Below are 20,201 nucleotides of genomic sequence, written 5' to 3'. Positions count from 1 at the left end.
AGGAGTTCGTCGGGGGACGTACGTCGTGCGCGTCGGCGGAAGACCGAGAGGTACGGCGTCAGAAAGGCCGTACGGCTGGTGTTAGAAGGCCGACGCGTTCGCCGCGCGACAACACACCCGGTCGAAGTCGTGGTGCTGGCGGGAAGGCCAGAAGGGCTCGAGGTCGTGACGACCTGTCGCGATGCACTTCTGGAAGCTGGCCATGGGTCCATTGAAGCAGAGAAGGGCCGAAGCCGAGAAGGGGCGTCCACCGTACGGTGGACGCCCCTTCTCAGAATCTGGGATCAGAGCCCGGAACCAGGCCCGGGACTACGGGATCAGACCTGGCCGGCCTTCTCCAGCGCCGAGCAGCAGGTGTCGACGATCAGCCGTGTCACGAGGTACGGGTCGACGTTGGCGTTCGGGCGGCGGTCCTCGATGTAACCCTTGCCGTCCTGCTCGACCTGCCACGGGATACGCACCGAGGCGCCACGGTTGGAGACGCCGTACGAGTACTCGTTCCACGGGGCGGTCTCGTGCAGACCGGTGAGACGGTCGTCGATACCCGCGCCGTAGTGCTTGACGTGGTCGAGCGGCTTCGAGCCCTCACCGAGGGACTCGCACGCGGTGATGATCGCGTCGTAGCCCTCGCGCATCGCCTTCGTGGAGAAGTTGGTGTGCGCACCGGCGCCGTTCCAGTCGCCCTTCACCGGCTTCGGGTCCAGCGTCGCGGAGATACCGAAGTCCTCGGCGGTGCGGTAGAGCAGCCAGCGGGCGATCCACAGCTGGTCGGAGACCTCCAGCGGGGAGACCGGGCCGACCTGGAACTCCCACTGACCGGGCATGACCTCGGCGTTGATGCCGGAGATGGCGAGACCGGCCTGGAGGCAGTTCTCCAGGTGGGCCTCGACGATCTCGCGACCGAAGATCTCGTCGGCGCCGACACCGCAGTAGTAGCCGCCCTGGGGGGCCGGGAAGCCGCCCTCGGGGAAGCCGAGCGGACGGGCGCCGTCGAAGAAGGTGTACTCCTGCTCGATGCCGAAGATCGGCTCCTGAGCGGCGAACTTCGTGGCGACCTCGGTGAGCGCGGCACGCGTGTTGGACGAGTGCGGCGTCATGTCGATGTCGAGGACCTCGCACATGACGAGGATGTCGTCGCCACCGCGGATCGGGTCCGGGTAGGAGGAGACCGGCTTGAGCACGCGGTCCGAGGAGTGCCCCTCGGCCTGGTTCGTGGAAGACCCGTCGAAGCCCCAGATCGGCAGCTCGGCGCCCTTGGCGTCGTCGGCCAGTATCTTCGTCTTGGAACGGAGCTTGGCCGTCGGCTCGGTGCCGTCGATCCAGATGTACTCAGCCTTGAAGGTCACGGGGACACATCCTTCGGGGTGGGTCTCTATGCGCACTTGCGGGTGCTGCGGTGCTGCGGCACTGAGGCACCGCGCTATTACCCGCAAGCCTGTCAACAGGCGATTTCCCGATCATTGCTCGAATGTGAACCCCGTGTTACCTGGTGTTCCTGTGGCGCGTCTCACGTGCGGAGAGTCTGTGGACCCCCGAGGGTGGCATTCGCGGTCGTGGAGGTGGAGCGGGCGGAGCAGGCCGCCCGCTCGTATGCGATGGGGTTGGGGAGACGAGGCACGCCCTCACCCCACCCTCTCGATCTACTCGATCTCCTCGATCAGTGCCCGGCGGATCAGGAACTTGCCGGGCTCGCGGACCTGTTCGAAGGCGGCGTCGTTGAGCAGGGCGCAACTGCCGGAGACCGAGGTGACCTCCACGGTCGTGGACTTGTCGTTGTCCAGGTTGGTGACGCGCAACGTGGTCCCGGCCGGGAACTGGTTGCTGGACGCGGCTGGAGCGCCCTTTTCGCCGGAGAGGGTGACGGTGGCCCCGTCGCAGACCTGCTCCCCGTCGCCGGGCGCGGCGGGGGAGTCCGGGGAGGCGGGAGGGGAGGCCTGGCCCGGTGATTCGCTCTGCTCACTCTGCGCCGGGGGTTGCGCGACCTGGGAGCCCTGAGCCGACTCCCCGACCACGCAGCCGGACGCCTCCTGCTGGACCTTGATCTGGGCGACGACCGCGTCACGGTTGGCGATCCGGGCCGCCGACTGGGCGTCGGGGGCGGCCCGCTGTCCCGCGATGAACTCCTCGTTGTTGCCGAGGGCGGTGGCCAGCCCCTGGCAGACGGTCGAATCGGCGGCGGTCTGCGCCGCGTTGGAGGTGGCCGCCATGACAAAGGCCCCACCGCCCGCCACGGCCACGACGCCGACCAGCACAGCGAGCTTCTTCCGTGTACCGGCAGTTCTCCTGCGCGACATGTGCGCCTCCTGAAGGGATGGGGGAGCGAACGTCGCTATGTACGAGATATCGAACGGCGCGACTCAGCGACCACGGAAGCCGCCAAGGTGGCGTACGTCACACACCCGGCCGCCGACTCATCGCGTCCCGCACGGCCTCATCCGTACGGGCCACCACCGCGCTGCCGTCATCGGCGGTGATGATGGGCCGCTGGATCAGCTTGGGATGCTCGGCAAGCGCGGCGACCCACTGCTCGCGGTTCCCTTCCTCCCGCCCCCAGTCCCGCACCCCCAGCTCCTTGGCGACGGCTTCCTGGGTCCGGGTGATGTCCCAGGGTTCGAGCCCGAGCCGATCGAGTACGGCGCGGATCTCGTCCTCGGTGGGCAGGTCCTCCAGGTAGCGGCGGACGGTGTAGTCGGCACCCTCGGCGTCGAGCAGGGAGAGGGCGCTCCGGCATTTTGAACAGGCCGGGTTGATCCAGATTTCCATGGGGCCAACGGTACGTCAGAGGCCTTGTGGCCAGGGGCTTTTGTCAGTGGGGGGTAGTAAAATAGAAGCAGTGTTCGAGGGTGTCGCCGGGGGTTCCGGTGCCGCCCTGACCGCGACAGGAGGATGCCTGTGCCCGCTGCCGCTCTCAAGCCGTTGCCCACCCAGTCCACCGCCAGGAGGGGGGTCCTGCTCGACCTGCCGTACGCCCCTGTGGAGAAGCGCCCGCTGCCGCCGGGCCGCCCCCGCGAGTGGTACGTCACGCACAACCGCCGGCTCAAGGCGATGCGCCTCGCGATCGCCCTGCTCGACTCCGGCGTCTACCTGCCGAACCAGGCCCGCAACGAAACGATCCGTACAACAGCGCAGAACATCGGAGTCCACGCTCCGTCGGAAACGACGTGCCACATGGTACGAGCACTGATGCGTTACTCCCGCTGACCAAGCCGCCGGGTGCCCTGCTTGTCCCAGGGCACCCGGCGCTTCTCATGCGCAGGGCGGTATCCCTGAAGCGCCGGCCCGCACTTCCTCAGGGATGCGCTCAGTTCACTCACGCAGAAATACGGATGCGCCGCCTCCCCCTCCGTCCCTACGCTGGACAGGCACAGGGAAGACGTCGGCACCGCTTTCTGCCGGAGAGGCACCACCGGCGGGACTCGGGGCTACTCTCTACGCACCGACGGACGGCCGCCCACCCCAAGCGCCCCGCCGGCACACACCGTCACGCACATCACCGCTCAGCCACTCACGCCACTCACAAGGAGTCCCGTCATGGGCACCTTGATCATCTCCGCGACCGTCGTTCTGATCATCATGGGCTTCAGCAACAACATGCTGTGGCTCGCCGCCGTCGGCCTGCTCTTCGTCTACTTCCGCTACGGCCGTACGGGGAGCGGTACGGCGACGTCCTCGTCCGGAGGCGCCGCCCCGGGCGCGGGTTCCTCGCCGGCCAGCTACCGCGCGTACCGTCAGCGCCGGGACCAGCAGGCCAAGTGGGAGCGTCGCTACCAGCGCGAGCACCCCGTCGAGTCCCGCCGCCAGAACCGCCGCCGGGGCCAGTAGAAGAAGAGCAGCAGGGAGGAGGGTGTCCTCGGTCCACGTCACAGACCGGGGGCACCCCACACCGGGAACCACCGGCTCAGTTCCTGCTCGATCCGCAGGTCGTCGACGAGCGCGGACTTCACCTGCAACTCCAGTGCGTTGTCCCGCCGTTGACCGTCACCGCCGGCCAGGGGAGCGAAGGGATAAAAGGTCCCGCGCTTGTAGAGATAGACCAGCCCGAGCCGCCGGACACCCCCACCCCCACCCGCATTCGCGTCCGCATCCTCGAACCCGGTCACCGAGCACAGCAACTGCGGCCCGAACCCGCTCATCTCCAGCGCGCTGTTGACCGCGTGCAGATCCGAGACGAGCGCGGGCAGATCCTCGGGCCCGCGCCGCGAGACCAGCCACGAGTACCCGTACTCGTCCCCGACCAGCTCGACAGGCGGCCCGGTCCGCTCCGCATCCGCGTCGAGCAGCTCCTGGACCTCCTTGCGCACGTCGTCGAAGGCAGCGCCCTCCACCGTGGCGAAGCACACCGCCCCCCGCCCCGTGGGCGTGAAACCGGCCGCGGCCTGAAGGGTCACGGCGGCCGACGGCAGCCCGAAGAGCCGGTCCAGGTCGGGCACGACGGGCCTGGTGCGCCCCAGCAGAATGTCCAGCAGTCCCATGGACAGACCCTCCCTCCGAGCCCTGCTACTTCCCGCCACCGGGAGCCGCCGCCTCACCCAACTCGGCGGAGATCCGCCCCAGTTGGTCGAGCCGCTGTTCCAGGCTGGGGTGGGTGGAGAAGTACCGTGCCAGGCCGGGCTCCTTGCCGAGGGCGGGTGTGAAGTAGAAGGCGTTGAAGGCCTGCGCGGTCCGCAGGTCCTTCGACGGGATGCGCGCGATGTCGCCGGACACCTTGGTGAGCGCGGAGGCCAGTGCCGAGGGCCGCCCGGTGAGCAGTGCCGCGGACCGGTCGGCGGCCAGTTCGCGGTACCGGGACAGGGCGCGGATCAGCAGGAAGCTGAGCGTGTAGACGGCCGCGGAAACGCCCATCACCGCCATGAAGACGACCGCGGTGTTCTGGTCCCGCCGGCCCCCGCCGAACAGCTGCGAGTAGAAGGCGAACCGCACGATGAGCCCGGCGATGACACCGAGGAAGGACGCGACGGTGATCACGGCGACGTCCTTGTGCGCGACATGGGACAGCTCGTGCGCGAGCACACCCTCCAGCTCCGCCGGTTCCAGCCGCCGTAGCAGTCCGGTGGTCACGCAGACCACCGCGTGATCGGCGTTCCGCCCGGTCGCGAACGCGTTCGGCATATCCATGTCGGAAACGGCGACCACGGGCTTGGGCAGGTCGGCCACGGCACACAGCCGGTCGATCACCCCGTGCAGCTGTGGATACTCCTCCCGCTCCACGACCCGGCCGCGCATCGCGAACAGGGCCACCCGGTCGGAGAACCAGTACTGCGCGGCGAGGAACCCCGCCGCGACCACCACGACCAGCACCCAGGACTTCAGCAACACGATCAACGCGGCGACGAACGCCACGTACAGCAGTCCGAGCAGAAACAGCGTGACCGTCATCCGCACGGTCAATCGCCGATCGCTCTGTACTCGGTTCGGCATCGATACCACCCCGCAGTCAGGCACTCGCCCCACTGACCAGTGTGCGCCTGCCCCTCCCATGAAGCGGTCCCGATCGGCCCTGGGACCGGCAAAGGCTCGGACCCGACGCCGACCTCGCACACGTCTGCCCGCTCAGCGGTACTACCTGGACAGATGCCGCCCCCGGGCGAGCAACTCGACCACCTCCGCCGACCCGCGCGGCACCTCGGCGGTCGCCTGCCAGCCCCGTACCGACTCCTCGGCCTGGTGCCGCAACCGGACGTCCGGATCATCGAGCACGGCGACCGCCGCCCGCAGCCGCACCAGCCCACCCCGCGCGCTCAGCAGCCGGAACGCGGCCACCCGCACATGCCGAGGCCATCCGTCCGTCAGCCGTTCCGTCAACGGGTCGGTGTCCAGCGACCGCGCGAAGGGCAGCAGCGCCAGCGTCACCTCCCGCACCACCCCGGGCGCCGGGTCGTCGAGCAGCGCCCGCAGCCGTCGTACGTCCGTCACATCCAGCGTCCGCAGCCCCGCCACCGCCCGCGCCCGCACCCTGGGATCGGGATGGCCGAGCAGCGGCCACAACAGCTCCGCGTCGGCCCGCTTCCCGCACTCCGCCAGCCCGGCGACCGCACCGGGGGGCAGTGCCGGGTCGTCCGGCCTGGCGACCCGGTCCCGGTACCAGGCATGCGGATCACCTCCTGTCTGCCGTACGACATACCGTGCACAGGCCCGCACCAGCCCCGCCCGGTCGGCGAGAAACTCCTCCGCCCGCTCTCCCCGCCCGGTCCGCCGCAGCGCGGTCACCCCGGCGGACCGCACCCGAGGCCCACGCGCGCCGAGCAGAGCATCGAGCACACCGTCTGCCGTACCCCCTTCCCGTGCGGTGGCCAAGGCGGCCTCGGCACACAGGTCCTGGACGACGGGGTCGGGGTCGCGGGCGGCGGCGAGGGCCAGTTCGGCGGGGGAGAGGCGCTCCTCGTCGACGGCCAGCCGGTACGCGAACCGGCGTATGCGACGGTCGGGGTCGGTGAAGAGCGGCGCAAGGCGTTCGTGGGGCGACCGGCGCAGCACCTCGTCGAGCAGGTCGACGGCGAAGACACCCCGGCCGCGTCGACCGCCCAGCAGGATCAGCGGGGCCAGCCCGACGGCCGTGTCCCCGTCGTCGAGGACCGCCCGCAGCACCTCACGGGCTCGCTGGCGCACGGGGGCCACCCAGTCGGCGGTGCGGACGACGACCAGCGGCCACAGTCCGGGATGCCCGGCCGCCGGTCCGAGAGCCGCTTCACGTATCCGGCCGTCGCGGTGGCACAGGGCGAGCGCGAGCCGGGATTCGGGCAGTGCGTCGGGGTGCCGGAGGGCGGCGACCTCGGTGGGGGCCGGTGGGAGCCAGCCGAGCCAGGACCGAGTCCCGGCGTCCAGCCCGAGCCAGGCCCTCGGGTCCTTGGCGTCGACCACGTCCGACAGCGCGGCGCCCTCGGCCAGCCGCCGAGCCGCCACTTCGCCGCCCCTGATGTCCTCACGCATGCCTGCCCCCGGTTCCGCCTGCCGTATCGCGTGATCGTAGGCCGGGGGCCGCCCGTCGGTCGCGCGATATACGGGCGGCCAAGGGCTCACGCCAGTACAGCCGCTATGGCTGGTACGGCGCCCGGAACTGGACGTACCCCAGCAGCAGGATGATCCCGGCGACGCAGCCGAGGACCACGGCCGTCGATATCCACGACGACCTGATCCACGACGACCTGCGCGGCCTCGCCCCCTCGGGCTCACCCCGGAACGGCACCGCTTCCGGCGGGTTCTCCTTCCACCGCGCGGCCAGCATCCGGGCTCGCGCGGAGGGCTCCTTCAGCTCGGCGTTGTCCGCCCACCTGATGTCGAACTCCCGCTTGCTGTCGTCCTGTTCGGACATCCCCGTCATCCCCGTCGCCTCTCTGATCCCGGCCGGTCCCCTGCCTGTGCGAGGTTTTCGCAGCATAGTCCGTACGTATGACAGCGCCCCCGCCACCGAAACCGGGGCGAGGGCGCTGACGTACACCGTTACCGGGCGCCTGGTGGCGCCGGCCGACCTACACGTCGAAGTACAGCTCGAACTCGTGCGGGTGCGGACGCAGCTGGAGCGGCGCGATCTCGTTCGTGCGCTTGAAGTCGATCCACGTCTCGATCAGGTCCGGCGTGAAGACGTCGCCCTGGAGGAGGAACTCGTGGTCGCGCTCAAGGGAGTCGAGGACGGCCGGGAGGGAGGTCGGGACCTGCGAGACGCCCGCGTGCTCCTCGGGGGCCAGCTCGTAGAGGTCCTTGTCGATCGGCTCGGCCGGCTCGATCTTGTTCTTGATGCCGTCGAGGCCCGCCAGCAGCAGCGCCGAGAAGGCGAGGTACGGGTTGCCGGAGGAGTCGGGCGCGCGGAACTCGACGCGCTTGGCCTTCGGGTTGGAGCCCGTGATCGGGATACGCATGGCCGCGGAGCGGTTGCGCTGCGAGTACACCAGGTTGACCGGCGCCTCGAAGCCCGGCACCAGACGGTGGTACGAGTTCACCGTCGGGTTGGTGAAGGCGAGCAGCGACGGGGCGTGCTTGAGGATGCCGCCGATGTAGTAGCGGGCGATGTCCGACAGACCCGCGTAGCCGGCCTCGTCGTAGAAGAGCGGCTGGCCGCCGGTCCACAGCGACTGGTGGACGTGCATGCCCGAGCCGTTGTCGCCGAAGATCGGCTTCGGCATGAAGGTCGCGGTCTTGCCGTTGCGCCAGGCCACGTTCTTCACGATGTACTTGAAGAGCTGGAGGTCGTCGGCCGCGGCGAGCAGCGTGTTGAACTTGTAGTTGATCTCGGCCTGGCCGGCGGTGCCCACCTCGTGGTGCTGGCGCTCGACCTGGAGGCCGGACGCGGCCAGCTCCAGGGAGATCTCCGCACGCAGGTCGGCGAAGTGGTCGACCGGCGGGGTCGGGAAGTAACCGCCCTTGTAGCGGACCTTGTAGCCGCGGTTGTCCTCCAGCGCACCGGTGTTCCAGGCGCCCGCCTCGGAGTCGATGTGGTAGAAGGACTCGTTCTCACGGGTCGCGAAGCGCACGCTGTCGAAGACGTAGAACTCGGCCTCGGGACCGAAGTACGCGGTGTCCGCGATACCGGTCGACGCCAGGTACGCCTCGGCCTTCTTCGCCACGTTCCGCGGGTCACGGGAGTACTGCTCGCCCGTGATCGGGTCGTGGATGAAGAAGTTGATGTTGACCGTCTTGTCCTTGCGGAACGGGTCGACCCGCGCGGTGGACAGGTCGGCGCGGAGCGCCATGTCGGACTCGTGGATGGCCTGGAAGCCGCGGATCGAGGAGCCGTCGAAGGCCAGTTCCTCGTCCGGGTCGAAGGCCGTCGCCGGCAGCGTGAAGTGCTGCATCACACCCGGCAGATCGCAGAATCGGACGTCGACGAACTTGACGTCCTCGTCCGCGATGAACTTCTTGGCCTCGTCGGCGTTCTGGAACATCCAGCTCCTCCTACTCCCGGACGTCCGTGCCGGGGTGGTAGTTCGTTCGTGCGGCCAGTGCGGTGGCACACGTTGGGTCCGACCATAGGGACACGTGGTTTCTCCAGCATGACCCATTTGTTTCGACCAAGTTAACCGGACCCGGCCCGGGTGACCCCACCTGTACGTATCCCAAATCGGGAGCAGTACGGTGGTCGGGTGGACAACAGGCAAGCAATCGGATCGTGGCTCTCCGGCCCGCGCGCGGCCGCGGAAGAAGCCGGTGTCGACTTCGGGTACCGGGGCGAACAGCTGGGTCTGCCGGAGGCGGGTCCGGGCTCGATCGCCCGCCCGGGCCGCCGGCTCGGCGCCCTCGCCGTCGACTGGGGCCTGTGCCTCTTGATCGCATACGGTCTTGTCGCGGACAGTTACAACGAGGCGGCGCAGGTCTGGGCGCCGCTGATCCTCTTCGTGCTGCTCCTTCTCACGTTGGGCACACTCGGCTTCACCCCGGGTAAGCGGCTGTTCGGCCTGAGGGTCGTCGCCCTGGACAGCGGTCGCGTCAGTCCGCTGCGTGCCGGGCTGAGGACGCTTCTGTTCTTCCTCGCCATCCCGGCCCTGATCTGGGACCGCGACGGCCGAGGGCTGCACGACAGGCTGGCGCGCACCGTGGAAGTGCGGATCTAGTCGACGACCTGAGTACGACGATGGGGCGCCCGGAGTGATCCGGGCGCCCCATCGTCGTACTCAGGTCGTACAGGTGCGTCAGCGCGTCTTGCCGCCGCGCGGCATCCGCATCCCCTTGGGCATCGGCCCCTTCGGGAGCGGCATGTTCTTCATCAGGTCGCCCATCGCGCGCAACCGGTCGTTGGTCGCGGTCACCTGGGGGCCGGCGAGCACACGCGGCAGCTTCAGCATGGTCGTGCGGAGCTTCTTCAGCTCCACCTGGCCCTCACCCGTGCCGACCAGCAGATCGTGCACCGGTACGTCCGCGACGATGCGGGTCATCTTCTTCTTCTCGGCGGCCAGCAGGCTCTTCACCCGGTTCGGGTTGCCCTCGGCGACCAGCACGATCCCGGCCTTGCCGACCGCGCGGTGCACCACGTCCTGGCTGCGGTTCATCGCCACCGCCGGAGTCGTCGTCCAGCCTCGGCCGATGTTGTCCAGCACGGCCGCAGCGGCACCCGGCTGGCCCTCCATCTGCCCGAAGGCGGCCCGCTCGGCCCGGCGCCCGAACACGATCGCCGTCGCGAGGAAGGCGAGCAGGAGGCCGAGAATGCCGAGATAGATCGGGTGACCGATCAAGAAGCCGATCGCAAGGAAGACACCGAAGGTGAAGATTCCGACAGCCGCGAGTACAAGACCGATCTTCTTGTCGGCCTTGCGGGTCATCTTGTACGTCAGGGCGATCTGCTTGAGTCGCCCGGGGTTCGCGGCGTCCGCCGCGGTTTCCTTCCTCGCCATGCCGTGAAGTCTACGTGGCCCGGGAGGCGCCGACGACGGCGGTGTCGTCGGGAGGCGTGGAGCGGGGGTCAGGGGCGGGGGGCCAGGGCCTGTTCGAGGACGCGCTGCGCCTCGACCCGGTCCTTGGCGCGACGGCGGTCCTCCAGGACGGAGGTCCAGGCGTTCTGGCGGGCGGTGCGCTGGCCGCTGCTCATGAGCAGCGACTCGACTGCGCGCAGTGCATCGGTGAACGACGGAATGGCGGTGGCGCGAACGGGCGCGGCCTGCATCGTGGAGGTCCCCCCTCGGGACGGCTCTGGGTAAGGGTGCACATCGTGTAAAGCCAGGGTCACTGATTGGTGTTACCAGGGCGTGACCTGCCGGTCAAACACCGATGAAGCCTTGATGTGGAAGGCGAAACCGCCGACGCGGCCCCGACATACGTCCTCAACTGGGAGGACGGTCAGGACCGCGCCGTTTCGGCCGTTACTGGCGGGTAGTCACTTGTGCGTGAATTCACACGTCTGCTGCGCCCGTGCGGGGCAAGAGGAGTGACGGTGTGTCAGGCGCCGAGTGCCTTGCTCAGACCGCCTGGGAGGCGACGTACGAGCCCCGCTTCTCGATCGCCATCTGGTAGAGGCGGCCGGCGCGGTACGACGAACGGACCAGCGGTCCGGACATGACTCCGGAGAAGCCGATCTGCTCGGCCTCCTCCTTCAGCTCGACGAACTCGTGCGGCTTGACCCAGCGCTCGACGGGGTGGTGCCGGACGGTCGGACGCAGATACTGCGTGATGGTGATCAGCTCGCAACCGGCCTCGTGGAGCTGGCGCAGCGCCTCGCTGACCTCCTCGCGGGTCTCGCCCATGCCGAGGATCAGGTTCGACTTCGTGACCAGACCGTAGTCACGGGCGTCGGTGATGACCTTGAGGGAGCGGTCGTAACGGAAGCCCGGGCGGATGCGCTTGAAGATGCGGGGGACCGTCTCGACGTTGTGCGCGAAGACCTCGGGCCGGGAGGAGAAGACCTCGGCGAGCAGCTCCGGTACGGCGTTGAAGTCGGGCGCGAGCAGCTCGACCTTCGTGCGTCCGCCTTCGCGTGCCTCGGTCTGCTGGTGGATCTGGCGCACGGTCTCGGCGTACAGCCAGGCACCGCCGTCCTCCAGGTCGTCGCGGGCGACGCCGGTGATGGTGGCGTAGTTGAGGTCCATGGTGACCACGGACTCCCCGACGCGGCGGGGCTCGTCGCGGTCGAGGGCCTCGGGCTTGCCGGTGTCGATCTGGCAGAAGTCGCAGCGCCGGGTGCACTGGTCGCCACCGATGAGGAAGGTGGCCTCGCGGTCCTCCCAGCATTCGTAGATGTTGGGGCAGCCGGCTTCCTGGCAGACGGTGTGCAGGCCCTCGCTCTTCACGAGGTTCTGCATCTTCGTGTACTCGGGACCCATTTTCGCCCGGGTCTTGATCCACTCGGGCTTGCGCTCGATGGGGGTCTGGGCGTTCCGGACCTCCAGGCGCAGCATCTTGCGTCCGTCGGGTGCGACTGCGGACACGATGGCTCCCTGTAGCTTCGATTCTTCGGCGTACACCAGGGTACGCCCGTGCGGTTCCCGCCCTCCGGGGTGGGCAACCTTCGGGACCGGGGGTGCATTCCCGGGGGCTGGGTTTCCTCGCCCCCGCCGCCCCTACCCGTCCCATCCCTGGGGGCTGCGCCCCCAGACCCCGCTGTCGGCCCTGAACGGGCCTTGTCCTCAATCGCCGGACGGGCTGAAACACATCACGCCGGCGTCCGCTCTACCACCCTCGCCCGGAGTTCGGCGTCCTCCAGTACGGCCCGCAACTGCCGTTCCACCACGGGCAGTACCTCCGCCACCGTGACGTCCCGGCCCAGTTCGTTCGCGAGGGAGGTGACCCCCGCGTCCCGGATCCCGCACGGGATGATCCGGTCGAACCAGAGGTTGTCCGGGTTCACGTTCACCGCGAAGCCGTGCATCGTGACCCCCTTCGCCACCCGGATCCCGATCGCCGCGAGCTTGCGGTCCTCGCGGCGCTGTCCGGCGTTGGACGGGGCGTACTCCGGGCCGTTCATGCGAGGGTCGAACTCCTCGTCCGTCAGACGCGGGTCCAGGTCGAGCGAGAGGCCGCCGAGTGCGGGCCGCTGGTCGACCGGGTCACCGAGCACCCACACTCCGCTGCGCCCCTCCACCCGCGACGTCGCGACACCGAACTCCGCGCACGTACGGATCAGCGCCTCCTCAAGGCGGCGTACGTGCGCCACGACGTCCACCGGACGCGGCAGCTTCTGGATGGGATAGCCCACCAGCTGGCCCGGGCCGTGCCAGGTGATCTTGCCGCCGCGGTCCACGTCGATGACCGGAGTGCCGTCCAGGGGGCGTTCGCTCGGGTCGGTGCGCCGGCCGGCCGTGTAGACCGGGGGGTGTTCGAGGAGCAGGCAGGTGTCCGGGATCTCGTCCGCGAAGCGGGCCGCGTGCACCCGGCGTTGCTCGTCCCAGGCCGCCTGGTACTCGACGGCCTCGGCACCGAATCCCATCCGGACGAACCGCAACTCACTCACGGCAAGCGCCTCCCTCGAAGCTTCGCGTCAGGCACGTAGGGCGCCCCAGCCACTGTACGTCCGGCCGGTGTCCGTCAGTCCGGCGCCCAATCCTCACACGATCGGATGAATGTACGGCGAAATGTGCGATCGGCCGCTTACTCTCCGCTACATTCGCGCCGTTCACGAGGCCAAATAGGGCTGCTCACCAGCAATCCGGGCACATCAGAGAGCCCGAAGGCAGGAGACCGCACCGCAGATGACGGAACGACCCGCGCAGCGCACTCCCAACCGACAGCTCGCCGCGCTCATCGCAGAAGCGGGATTCTCCAACGCAGGTCTGGCCCGTCGTGTGGACCAGCTCGGCCTCGAACATGGGCTTGATCTGAGATATGACAAGACATCGGTGACCCGCTGGCTGCGCGGACAGCAGCCGCGCGGCACCACCCCCGCGCTCATCGCCGAGGTGTTCACCCGGCGCCTCGGGCGGCGCCTCACCGCCCAGGACCTCGGGCTCGACGCCTGTGCGCCCGTCTACGCCGGGCTGGAGTTCGCGGCCACCCCGGAGGAGGCCGTCGACATCGTCAGCGGGCTCTGGCGCAAGGACTCCGGCAGTCACGCCGAGCTGCGCAAGATCGCCTTCACCCCGGCGGGGCTCGTCGTCCCCAGTCGGGACTGGCTGATCGGGCGGCCCGACGACCGGGTGGGGCGAGGAGAGCAGCCCGGCGCCGTCCGGGTGCCCGTGCAGGGGCGCCCCGGCGTACCCCGGCAGCGCGGGCAGGCCGAGCGCGGCCCCGGGCAGAAGGTCACCGGAGGTGACATCGCCGCCCTCCGCTCGGTCGGCGAGCTGTTCCGGACCCTCGACGACGCCTACGGGGGCGGCCACGCCCGACAGGCCCTCGTCCGCTACCTCGAACACGAGACCGAACCGATGCTGCGCGGCACGTACGGCGAGCAGACGGGCCGCCGCCTGTTCGCGGCGACCTCCGACCTCACCCGGCTCGCGGGCTGGACGTCGTACGACATCGCCGCGCACGGGCTCGCCCAGCGCTACTTCGTCCAGGCGCTGCGGCTCGCGCAGGCGGCGGGGGACCGGGCGTACGGCTCGTACGTGCTGGCCACCATGAGCCGGCAGGCCGTCTACCTCGGGCACGGGCGGGAGGCCGTGCAGCTCGCGCGAGTGGCCCAGCAGGGTGTCGGGACGACCGCGCCGCCCGTCGTGCAGTCGCTGCTGCACGCGTGCGAGGCGCGTGCTCATGGGGTGCTGGGCGAGGTCCGGGCCTGCACCGCCTCCCTCGTCCGGGCCGAACGGGCGCTCGAAGCCGCCCGGCCCGGCGACGAAGTCCCGCACTGGGCGCGGTTCTTCGACGAGGCACAGCTCGCCGACGAGTTCGGGCACTGCCACCGCGATCTCCAGCAGTTCCGCGCCGCCGCCCAGCACGCGGAGCGCTCGCTCCAGCTGCGCGCCCCCGCCTTCGCCCGCAGCCGCCTCTTCTGCCGCGTCGTGCTCGCCTCGGCCCGGCTGGGCCTCGGCGAGCTCGACCAGGCCTGCCAGCTGGGCGCCGAGGCGGCCGGGGCGGCCTCGGAGATGCGCTCGGTGCGGGCGATCGAGTACGTACGGGACTTCGAGCGGCGCCTTGAGCCCTACAAGGACGCGGCACCGGTCAGGGGGTACCGCGACAAGGTCGCTGCGCTCGGCTGAGCGGTGCGGGAGGTGCCGCATGGTGTTGTCGGTCTGGTGCGGCGCCGCTGGGGCTGGTCGCGCAGTTCCCCGCGCCCCTTTGGGGCGCGGCGGAGCCGCACATAGAGACAGCCCCGCGCCCCTGTGGGGCGCGGGGCTTCGCTCACGCCGCCTCGGCAGTCGCCGTCGCTGTCGTAGTCGTCGGTAACGGATCCGCCGCGTGCAGCGGGCCCGCGCCCAGGTCCGTCAGGATCGCGGCCGCGGCCCGGTGCCCGGAGTGCAGGGCGCCCTGGACGGTGCTGGTGTCGCGGTGGTCGCCGCAGACGTACAGGCCCGCCAGCAGCCGTACCGGACGGCGCAGGTCGTGCGGTGGGCGCATCGTGGGCACCGCCTCGGCGGTGTGGTGCACGGCGAGCGTCTCCCAGCGGGTCGTCGACGTCCCGTAGAGGCGGGCCAGATGGGTCCGTACGGTCGTGTCCACGTTTTCCGGCGGGGCGCCCAGCACCGTCGAGGAGATCAGCGGGCGGCCGGCGGGGGAGCGGGACGGGTCCACGCGGCTGACCACCGCGGTGTGCGCGACCGGGCCCCGGCGGTCCGCGTCCAGGAGCAGGAACGCGCCGGTGGCGGGCGCCTCGTCGGCCGTGTGGTGGACGACGGTCACCGGATGGAATCCGGGCACCCGCAGGCCCGGCAGCAGAGCGGCGGCGGCACGGGCGTCGGTCGCCACCAGGACGGCCCGGCAACGCAGTTCGCCGTGGTCGGCGGTGGTCACGAGATTCGTGGAGATCGACGTGACCCGGACCCCGGTGTGCACCGTGCCCGGCGGCAGCGCCCGTGCGAGCAGCTCCGGCAGGGTGTCCGCGCCGCCCTCCGGCACGCACAGCCGGCCGCTCGCGAAGGACCGCAGCGCGAGGTCCGCGCACCGGCTCGACGTGGTCAGCTCGGGGTCGCAGAGGAGCGCGGCGAGCAACGGGCGCAGGAAGCCCTCGATCGTACGGGCGGGCAGGCCGCGGTTGGCCAGGGCGCGGGCGGCGGGCAACTCGGGGCGGGCCAGCAGCCGTTCGACGGGAACACCGGCGAGCCGGGTGAGCGCGGCGCCGAGCCGGGCCTGGTCGACCGCGCCGCCGAACGCTCCGCCGACGGTCCCGCCGAGAGGTGCGCCGGTGCGCGCCAGCGCCGACGTGACCGTCCTGGGCGTCCTGGACGTCCTGGTCTGCCTGGGGGCGCTTGCCAGGGCGCGCACCGCGCCGAGTGCGCCCCGTGCGCCCCCTCCACCCAGCGGTGCGCCCGCGCGATACCGCCGTCCGTCACTGTGCACCAGGACACCCGGCGCGAACGGCCGCAGGACGAGCGCGTCGAGGCCCGGGGTCAGCCGCAGTTCGGGGTACGACGTGGACAGGAGCTGCCCGATCCGGTCGAGCCGGAAGCCGTCGACCTTGTCGGTCGCCATCCGGCCGCCGACGTAAGGGGCGGCCTCCAGGACCGCGGTCGTTACTCCTGCGCTGGTCAGCCGATGGGCCGCCGAGAGTCCGGCGACCCCGGCCCCCACAATGACGACGTCCGCCTGGTACGCGGGCTCAAGCACGTGCCCTCCCTCGATCGCGGTGACGCGGCCGGCCGGGGCGCCCTGCCTCGGTCGACCCATGCCCCAACAGGCTTATGGAATAAGCGAGTTCGGATCGTTCGGGTCGTTCAGGTCGTTCGGATCGAGGGTAGGGCGGTCCGCCGCCGACGGAAGTCGCGCATGAACAGGGCACGGTCGCACACCGGTCGCATACGGTCGCACCCGGTCACACGGGATGCGGACCTCGGGCGCGGACAGGGCGCGGGCCGGGGCGCGACGGTGCGGCTATGCCTGCGCCGCGCGGATCGCGTCGTCGATCTCCGGGAACGCGAAGGTGAACCCGGACTCCAACAGCCGCTTGGGCAGCACCCGCTGGCTGCCGAGCACATCCCCGGACATCTCGCCCAGCACCAGCCTCAGCACGGGCGCGGGCACCGTGAAGAGCGTCGGCCGGTGCAGCACGCGCCCCATCGCCGCCGTGATCTCGCGGTTGGTGAGCGGCTGCGGTGCCGTCAGGTTGAACGGCCCGGACAGCCCCTCGGTGTCCATGAGATGCCGGATCGCCGCCACCTCGTCGTGCAGGGCGACGAACGACCAGTACTGACTGCCGTCGCCCATCCGTCCGCCCAGGCCCGCCTTGAACAGCGGGAACAGCTTTCCCCAGGCCCCGCCCCCACGCGCCACCACCAGCCCGGTCCGCGCGAAGACCGTCCGTACGCCCGCTTCCTGGGCCGCGCGGGTGGCCCCCTCCCACTCCACGCACAGCGACGGCAGGAAGCCCTCCCCCGGAGGGGCGTCCTCGTCCACGGCCCGCTCGCCGGTCTCCCCGTAGTAACCCATCGCGCTGCCGTTCACGAAGACCCGCGGCGGCTCGTCCATCGAGGCGACGGCCTCGGCGAGCGTCGTCGTGCCCAGGACGCGGCTGTCGCGGATCGTCCGCTTGTACGCGTCCGTCCAGCGCCGGTCGCCGACACCCGCCCCGGCCAGGTTCACCACGGCGGTGCAGCCCACGAGCCCGGCCGCGTCGATCGTCCGCCGCGCGGGGTCCCACTGGACCTCGTCCTTCGCCCGGGGCGCACGCCGTACCAGGCGGCGCACTTCATGTCCGTCGGTGGTCAGCGACCGCACCAAGGCCCTGCCGATGAGACCGGACGCACCGGTCACCGCGATTCGAGAGCGTTCCATGCCCCCATCCTGCGCCTCCGTCCCCGGGGCCGTTGTCGTACCCCCGCCCTAGAGTGGTCCCATGCCGCCCGAGCCTCATCAACCGCCCCAGCCGTACGCCGCGTACGCGAGTGACAAGCCGCGTGACGAGCCGTTCGTGCGCCTCGCCCTGCCCGACGACGAAGAGGTCCTCGGCCGGCTGGAGCGCGCCACCTGGTCCACCCTGCACGCCGTCACACCCCGGGCCAGACAGCCGTACACGCCGTTCTTCCACGAGAGCTCCGATGCGCGCGACCATCTGGTCGCCGTGGCCGGTGACGGCCGGGTCGTGGGCTTCGTCCGGCTGGCCCGGCCCTCTCCGCTCGCGTCGAACGCGCACGTCCGGCAGATCCAGGGGCTCGCCGTCGCCGACGAGGCGCGGGGCATGGGCGTCGGGCGGCTGCTGGTCCGGGCCGCCGTGGCCGAGGCCCGCCGCCGGGGCGCCCTGCGCCTCTCGCTGCGCGTCCTCGGACACAACTCCCCGGCCCGCAAGCTGTACGAGTCGGAGGGCTTCGTCGTCGAGGGCGTACAGCCACGGGAGTTCCTGCTGGACGGGGAGTTCGTGGACGACGTCCTCATGGGCCGGCCGCTGTGACCACGGGGACATGAGCCAGGACAGGGCTACGACGTGACCAGGTCGCCCGTGTCCACCGCCGCCGTCGAGGTCGCCGCGCGTCGGGCGTCGTCGGCGACCTCGTCGGCCGTCAGGACGTAGCCCGTCTCGTCGTCGGACGTCGAGCGGGCGAAGACCACGCCGTACACCCTGCCGTCGGTGGTGAGGAGCGGGCCGCCGGAGTTGCCGGGGCGGACGGTCGAGCGGATCGAGTAGATCTCGCGGGTCACCGTGTCGCTGTTGTAGATGTTCTGGCCCCTCGCCCGCACCTTGTCGGCGACCGTGGCGGCCTGGAGGTTCAGATCGCCGTCCTGCGGATAGCCCGCGACCACCGCCGAGTCGCCCCGCTCCGCGCTGTCGTCGAAGCGCAGGACGGGCGCGCGCAGATCCGGGACGTACAGCACGGCCACGTCCTTCTCGGGGTCGAAGAGCACCACCCGCGCCTCGTGCGCCGTCCCGACACCGCCCACCCGGACGGTCGGCTCGTCGATGCCCGCCACCACATGGGCGTTGGTCATCACATGCCGGGGCGCGTACACGAAACCGCTGCCCTCGCGGCCCTGGTTGCCCGCGACGCCCTCGACCTTGACCGTGCTCATCTTGGCCGCGTTCGTCGCGCTCGCCGTGACACTGTCCCCGGTGGGTTTGGCGACGCTGGTCGCCGGTTCGTTCTCGAAGGGGTTGAAGACCTGCGGGAAGCCCGCCTGGGTGAGCGCGGACGTGGCCCGCGAGAACCAGGTCGGCGTGGTCTCCGGCATCGCGTTCTGCACCGCGCCCAGCAGTGCCGAGTCCCGGATCGCCGTCGTGACCAGCGGCGAGGAGGAGGCGCCCAGGACGCTCGCGGCCACCCAGGACACGATCAGCACGGCGACCGTGTTGGCCACGGCCCCGCCGACCCCGTCGGCCACTCTGAGCGGCCCCCGGTCCAGCTCGCGCCGCAGTTTCAGCGCCAGCCTGCCCATCAGTTCATGGCCCACCACGGCCGGCACCAGCACCGTGAGCACCGCGGTCACCGTCGCCGCGGGCGTCCCCGGCGTCACCAGTTCCATGATCCACGGCAGCACCCACACGCCGATGGCGGCACCGCCCACGAACCCGGCCAGGGAGACGCAGCCCGCCACCAGGCCGCGCCGGTAACCGGACGCCGCGTAGCCGAGCATCACCAGCAACAGCAGGATGTCGAGCAGGTCCACTCCGGCCGCCTTTCTCCTGGACCCCTGGGCCCCCTGTACATGCGGTTTACATGCGGTAGTACGCGCGGGACGGGCCCGTTGATCAGCCGCCGATCAGTCATGGGCCCGTGATGCGCGCACATCCGGTGCCCGGAGCCCGTAAAACGTCCCGGACCGGGATGTTGGTTCCACCAAGTGGCACAGCACACATCGCGGGCGGAACCGAACCGCCCCACAGTGGGCCCATGGGTGACTCGCGTGTCTTCCGTGTGCCGCTGCGGGCACGCACGCCCCGCGGGGCGCGAAAAAGGCGCGCGGTACGAATACCGGGCGCCGCCCGCGCGGTGCTCGCCTGCCTCCCCGGAATCGCCGCCGCCCTCGGCCTGGTCCTGTGCGCGGCCGGCGTCGACCGGACGACCGCGCGCGAGGCACATCCCGTCGCGGCCCGCCCCTCCGTCGCGCACCCCGCCGCCAAGCCCCGCATCGTGCCCCGCAGCGCCTGGATCGCGGACGCCGGCCGCAGCCAGCCCCCGCCGCGCTACGACGACCGCGTCGTCGCCGTGTTCATCCACCACACCGACTCGCCCAACGGCTACGACTGCGCCGACGCGCCGCGCATCATCCGCTACCTGTACGCGGGCCAGACCGGCTCCCGCGACTGGGACGACATCGGCTACAACTTCGTCGTCGACCGCTGCGGCACCGTCTACGAAGGCCGCGCGGGCGGCGTCGACCGCCCCGTCACCGGCGCCCACACCCAGGGCTTCAACCACCGCACCGCCGGCATCGCCGCCCTCGGCACCTTCACCGCGGGCGTGCCCGTGCCGCAGGCCATGACCGACGCGATCGCCGCTCTCGCCGCCTGGAAGCTCGGCCTCTCGGGAACCGACCCGCGCGCCGGCGTACGCCTGGTCTCCAGCAACTCCCTCAGCCGGTGGGCGTCCGGCACCACCGTCACCCTGCCCGCCCTCGCAGGCCACGACGACGGCTACATGACGAGCTGCCCCGGCGCCGCCCTCGCCGCCCGCCTCCCGGCGATCAGACAGACCGCGGCCCGCCTCCAGGGCCGCCGCTGAGCCGCTCACAGGTACACCACAGCGCACTCAGGGAAACACCCCAAC

The 20,201-nt window shown here is 70.7% G+C and carries 21 protein-coding genes; 6 read left to right on the top strand and 15 right to left on the bottom strand.

Going from position 1 to position 20,201, the window contains the following annotated elements; all coding sequences use genetic code 11:
• Positions 1–317: 317 nt before the first annotated feature.
• From glnII to ACH4TV_RS01860, 3 genes are all read right to left on the bottom strand, one after another.
• On the bottom strand, positions 318–1,346 hold the full coding sequence (gene glnII / locus ACH4TV_RS01870; RefSeq protein WP_398393193.1) for a glutamine synthetase: 1,029 nt from the start codon (positions 1,344–1,346) through the stop codon (positions 318–320).
• Between the two features lie 294 nt (positions 1,347–1,640).
• Positions 1,641–2,294, bottom strand: coding sequence for a hypothetical protein (locus ACH4TV_RS01865; RefSeq protein ID WP_398393192.1), 654 nt, complete (start codon positions 2,292–2,294; stop codon positions 1,641–1,643).
• Positions 2,295–2,391: 97 nt separating this feature from the next.
• Positions 2,392–2,763, bottom strand: a complete 372-nt coding sequence (locus ACH4TV_RS01860; protein ID WP_398393191.1) for an arsenate reductase family protein — start codon at positions 2,761–2,763, stop codon at positions 2,392–2,394.
• 129 nt (positions 2,764–2,892) lie between these two features.
• Between ACH4TV_RS01860 and ACH4TV_RS01855 the strand changes: the two genes are divergently transcribed.
• Positions 2,893–3,201, top strand: a complete 309-nt coding sequence (locus ACH4TV_RS01855) for a hypothetical protein (RefSeq protein WP_398393189.1) — start codon at positions 2,893–2,895, stop codon at positions 3,199–3,201.
• 330 nt (positions 3,202–3,531) lie between these two features.
• Positions 3,532–3,822 carry a hypothetical protein gene (locus ACH4TV_RS01850; RefSeq protein WP_398393187.1) on the top strand — a complete coding sequence of 97 codons (291 nt, stop codon included), beginning with the start codon at positions 3,532–3,534 and terminating at the stop codon, positions 3,820–3,822.
• Positions 3,823–3,860: 38 nt separating this feature from the next.
• Here the strand turns inward: ACH4TV_RS01850 and ACH4TV_RS01845 are convergent, their stop codons facing one another.
• The 5 genes from ACH4TV_RS01845 to glnA all read right to left on the bottom strand — a co-directional run bounded on the left by ACH4TV_RS01845 (position 3,861) and on the right by glnA (position 8,876).
• Positions 3,861–4,472, bottom strand: a complete 612-nt coding sequence (locus tag ACH4TV_RS01845) for a hypothetical protein (protein ID WP_398393185.1) — start codon at positions 4,470–4,472, stop codon at positions 3,861–3,863.
• Between the two features lie 25 nt (positions 4,473–4,497).
• Positions 4,498–5,418 carry a zinc metalloprotease HtpX gene (gene htpX / locus ACH4TV_RS01840; RefSeq protein WP_398393183.1) on the bottom strand — a complete coding sequence of 307 codons (921 nt, stop codon included), beginning with the start codon at positions 5,416–5,418 and terminating at the stop codon, positions 4,498–4,500.
• A 141-nt stretch (positions 5,419–5,559) separates the two neighbouring features.
• A complete protein-coding gene (locus tag ACH4TV_RS01835) occupies positions 5,560–6,927 on the bottom strand; it encodes a hypothetical protein (protein WP_398393181.1) in 1,368 nt (455 codons plus the stop codon).
• A gap of 103 nt (positions 6,928–7,030) precedes the next feature.
• A complete protein-coding gene (locus ACH4TV_RS01830; protein ID WP_398393179.1) occupies positions 7,031–7,309 on the bottom strand; it encodes a hypothetical protein in 279 nt (92 codons plus the stop codon).
• A 157-nt stretch (positions 7,310–7,466) separates the two neighbouring features.
• The gene (gene glnA / locus ACH4TV_RS01825) at positions 7,467–8,876 is read right to left on the bottom strand and encodes a type I glutamate--ammonia ligase (protein WP_398393177.1); all 1,410 of its coding nucleotides are present in this window, start codon (positions 8,874–8,876) and stop codon (positions 7,467–7,469) included.
• Between the two features lie 198 nt (positions 8,877–9,074).
• Between glnA and ACH4TV_RS01820 the strand changes: the two genes are divergently transcribed.
• Positions 9,075–9,542 (top strand): RDD family protein, encoded by a 468-nt coding sequence (locus ACH4TV_RS01820; RefSeq protein ID WP_398393175.1) that lies wholly within the window; start codon positions 9,075–9,077, stop codon positions 9,540–9,542.
• 78 nt (positions 9,543–9,620) lie between these two features.
• Here ACH4TV_RS01820 and ACH4TV_RS01815 read toward each other — a convergent pair whose 3' ends face one another.
• The 4 genes from ACH4TV_RS01815 to lipB form a co-directional block, all read right to left on the bottom strand.
• A complete protein-coding gene (locus ACH4TV_RS01815; RefSeq protein WP_398393173.1) occupies positions 9,621–10,319 on the bottom strand; it encodes a DUF4191 domain-containing protein in 699 nt (232 codons plus the stop codon).
• Between the two features lie 68 nt (positions 10,320–10,387).
• Positions 10,388–10,588: a hypothetical protein gene (locus tag ACH4TV_RS01810; RefSeq protein WP_398393171.1), complete on the bottom strand. Its 201-nt coding sequence runs from the start codon at positions 10,586–10,588 to the stop codon at positions 10,388–10,390.
• 292 nt (positions 10,589–10,880) lie between these two features.
• Positions 10,881–11,846: a lipoyl synthase gene (lipA, locus tag ACH4TV_RS01805; protein WP_398393169.1), complete on the bottom strand. Its 966-nt coding sequence runs from the start codon at positions 11,844–11,846 to the stop codon at positions 10,881–10,883.
• 224 nt (positions 11,847–12,070) lie between these two features.
• Positions 12,071–12,868 (bottom strand): lipoyl(octanoyl) transferase LipB, encoded by a 798-nt coding sequence (gene lipB / locus ACH4TV_RS01800; RefSeq protein ID WP_398393167.1) that lies wholly within the window; start codon positions 12,866–12,868, stop codon positions 12,071–12,073.
• Positions 12,869–13,106: 238 nt separating this feature from the next.
• On the opposite strand from lipB, the gene ACH4TV_RS01795 reads away from it, so the two are divergent.
• On the top strand, positions 13,107–14,549 hold the full coding sequence (locus tag ACH4TV_RS01795) for a regulator (RefSeq protein WP_398393165.1): 1,443 nt from the start codon (positions 13,107–13,109) through the stop codon (positions 14,547–14,549).
• A gap of 142 nt (positions 14,550–14,691) precedes the next feature.
• Here the strand turns inward: ACH4TV_RS01795 and ACH4TV_RS01790 are convergent, their stop codons facing one another.
• A complete protein-coding gene (locus ACH4TV_RS01790) occupies positions 14,692–16,113 on the bottom strand; it encodes an NAD(P)/FAD-dependent oxidoreductase (protein WP_398393163.1) in 1,422 nt (473 codons plus the stop codon).
• Between the two features lie 264 nt (positions 16,114–16,377).
• Positions 16,378–17,277 carry a TIGR01777 family oxidoreductase gene (locus ACH4TV_RS01785; RefSeq protein ID WP_398393162.1) on the bottom strand — a complete coding sequence of 300 codons (900 nt, stop codon included), beginning with the start codon at positions 17,275–17,277 and terminating at the stop codon, positions 16,378–16,380.
• A 61-nt stretch (positions 17,278–17,338) separates the two neighbouring features.
• On the opposite strand from ACH4TV_RS01785, the gene ACH4TV_RS01780 reads away from it, so the two are divergent.
• Positions 17,339–17,890 (top strand): GNAT family N-acetyltransferase, encoded by a 552-nt coding sequence (locus ACH4TV_RS01780; RefSeq protein WP_398393160.1) that lies wholly within the window; start codon positions 17,339–17,341, stop codon positions 17,888–17,890.
• A 26-nt stretch (positions 17,891–17,916) separates the two neighbouring features.
• Here ACH4TV_RS01780 and ACH4TV_RS01775 read toward each other — a convergent pair whose 3' ends face one another.
• Positions 17,917–19,101 (bottom strand): MarP family serine protease, encoded by a 1,185-nt coding sequence (locus ACH4TV_RS01775; RefSeq protein WP_398393158.1) that lies wholly within the window; start codon positions 19,099–19,101, stop codon positions 17,917–17,919.
• Positions 19,102–19,325: 224 nt separating this feature from the next.
• Between ACH4TV_RS01775 and ACH4TV_RS01770 the strand changes: the two genes are divergently transcribed.
• Positions 19,326–20,156, top strand: a complete 831-nt coding sequence (locus ACH4TV_RS01770) for a peptidoglycan recognition protein (protein WP_398393156.1) — start codon at positions 19,326–19,328, stop codon at positions 20,154–20,156.
• Positions 20,157–20,201: the final 45 nt, after the last annotated feature.

The sequence above is a fragment of the Streptomyces sp. NPDC020898 genome (assembly GCF_044333925.1).
Taxonomy (GTDB): Bacteria; Actinomycetota; Actinomycetes; order Streptomycetales; family Streptomycetaceae; genus Streptomyces.
Note: the sequence above shows the minus strand (reverse complement) of the source record. Positions and strands in the feature narration are given on the sequence as shown.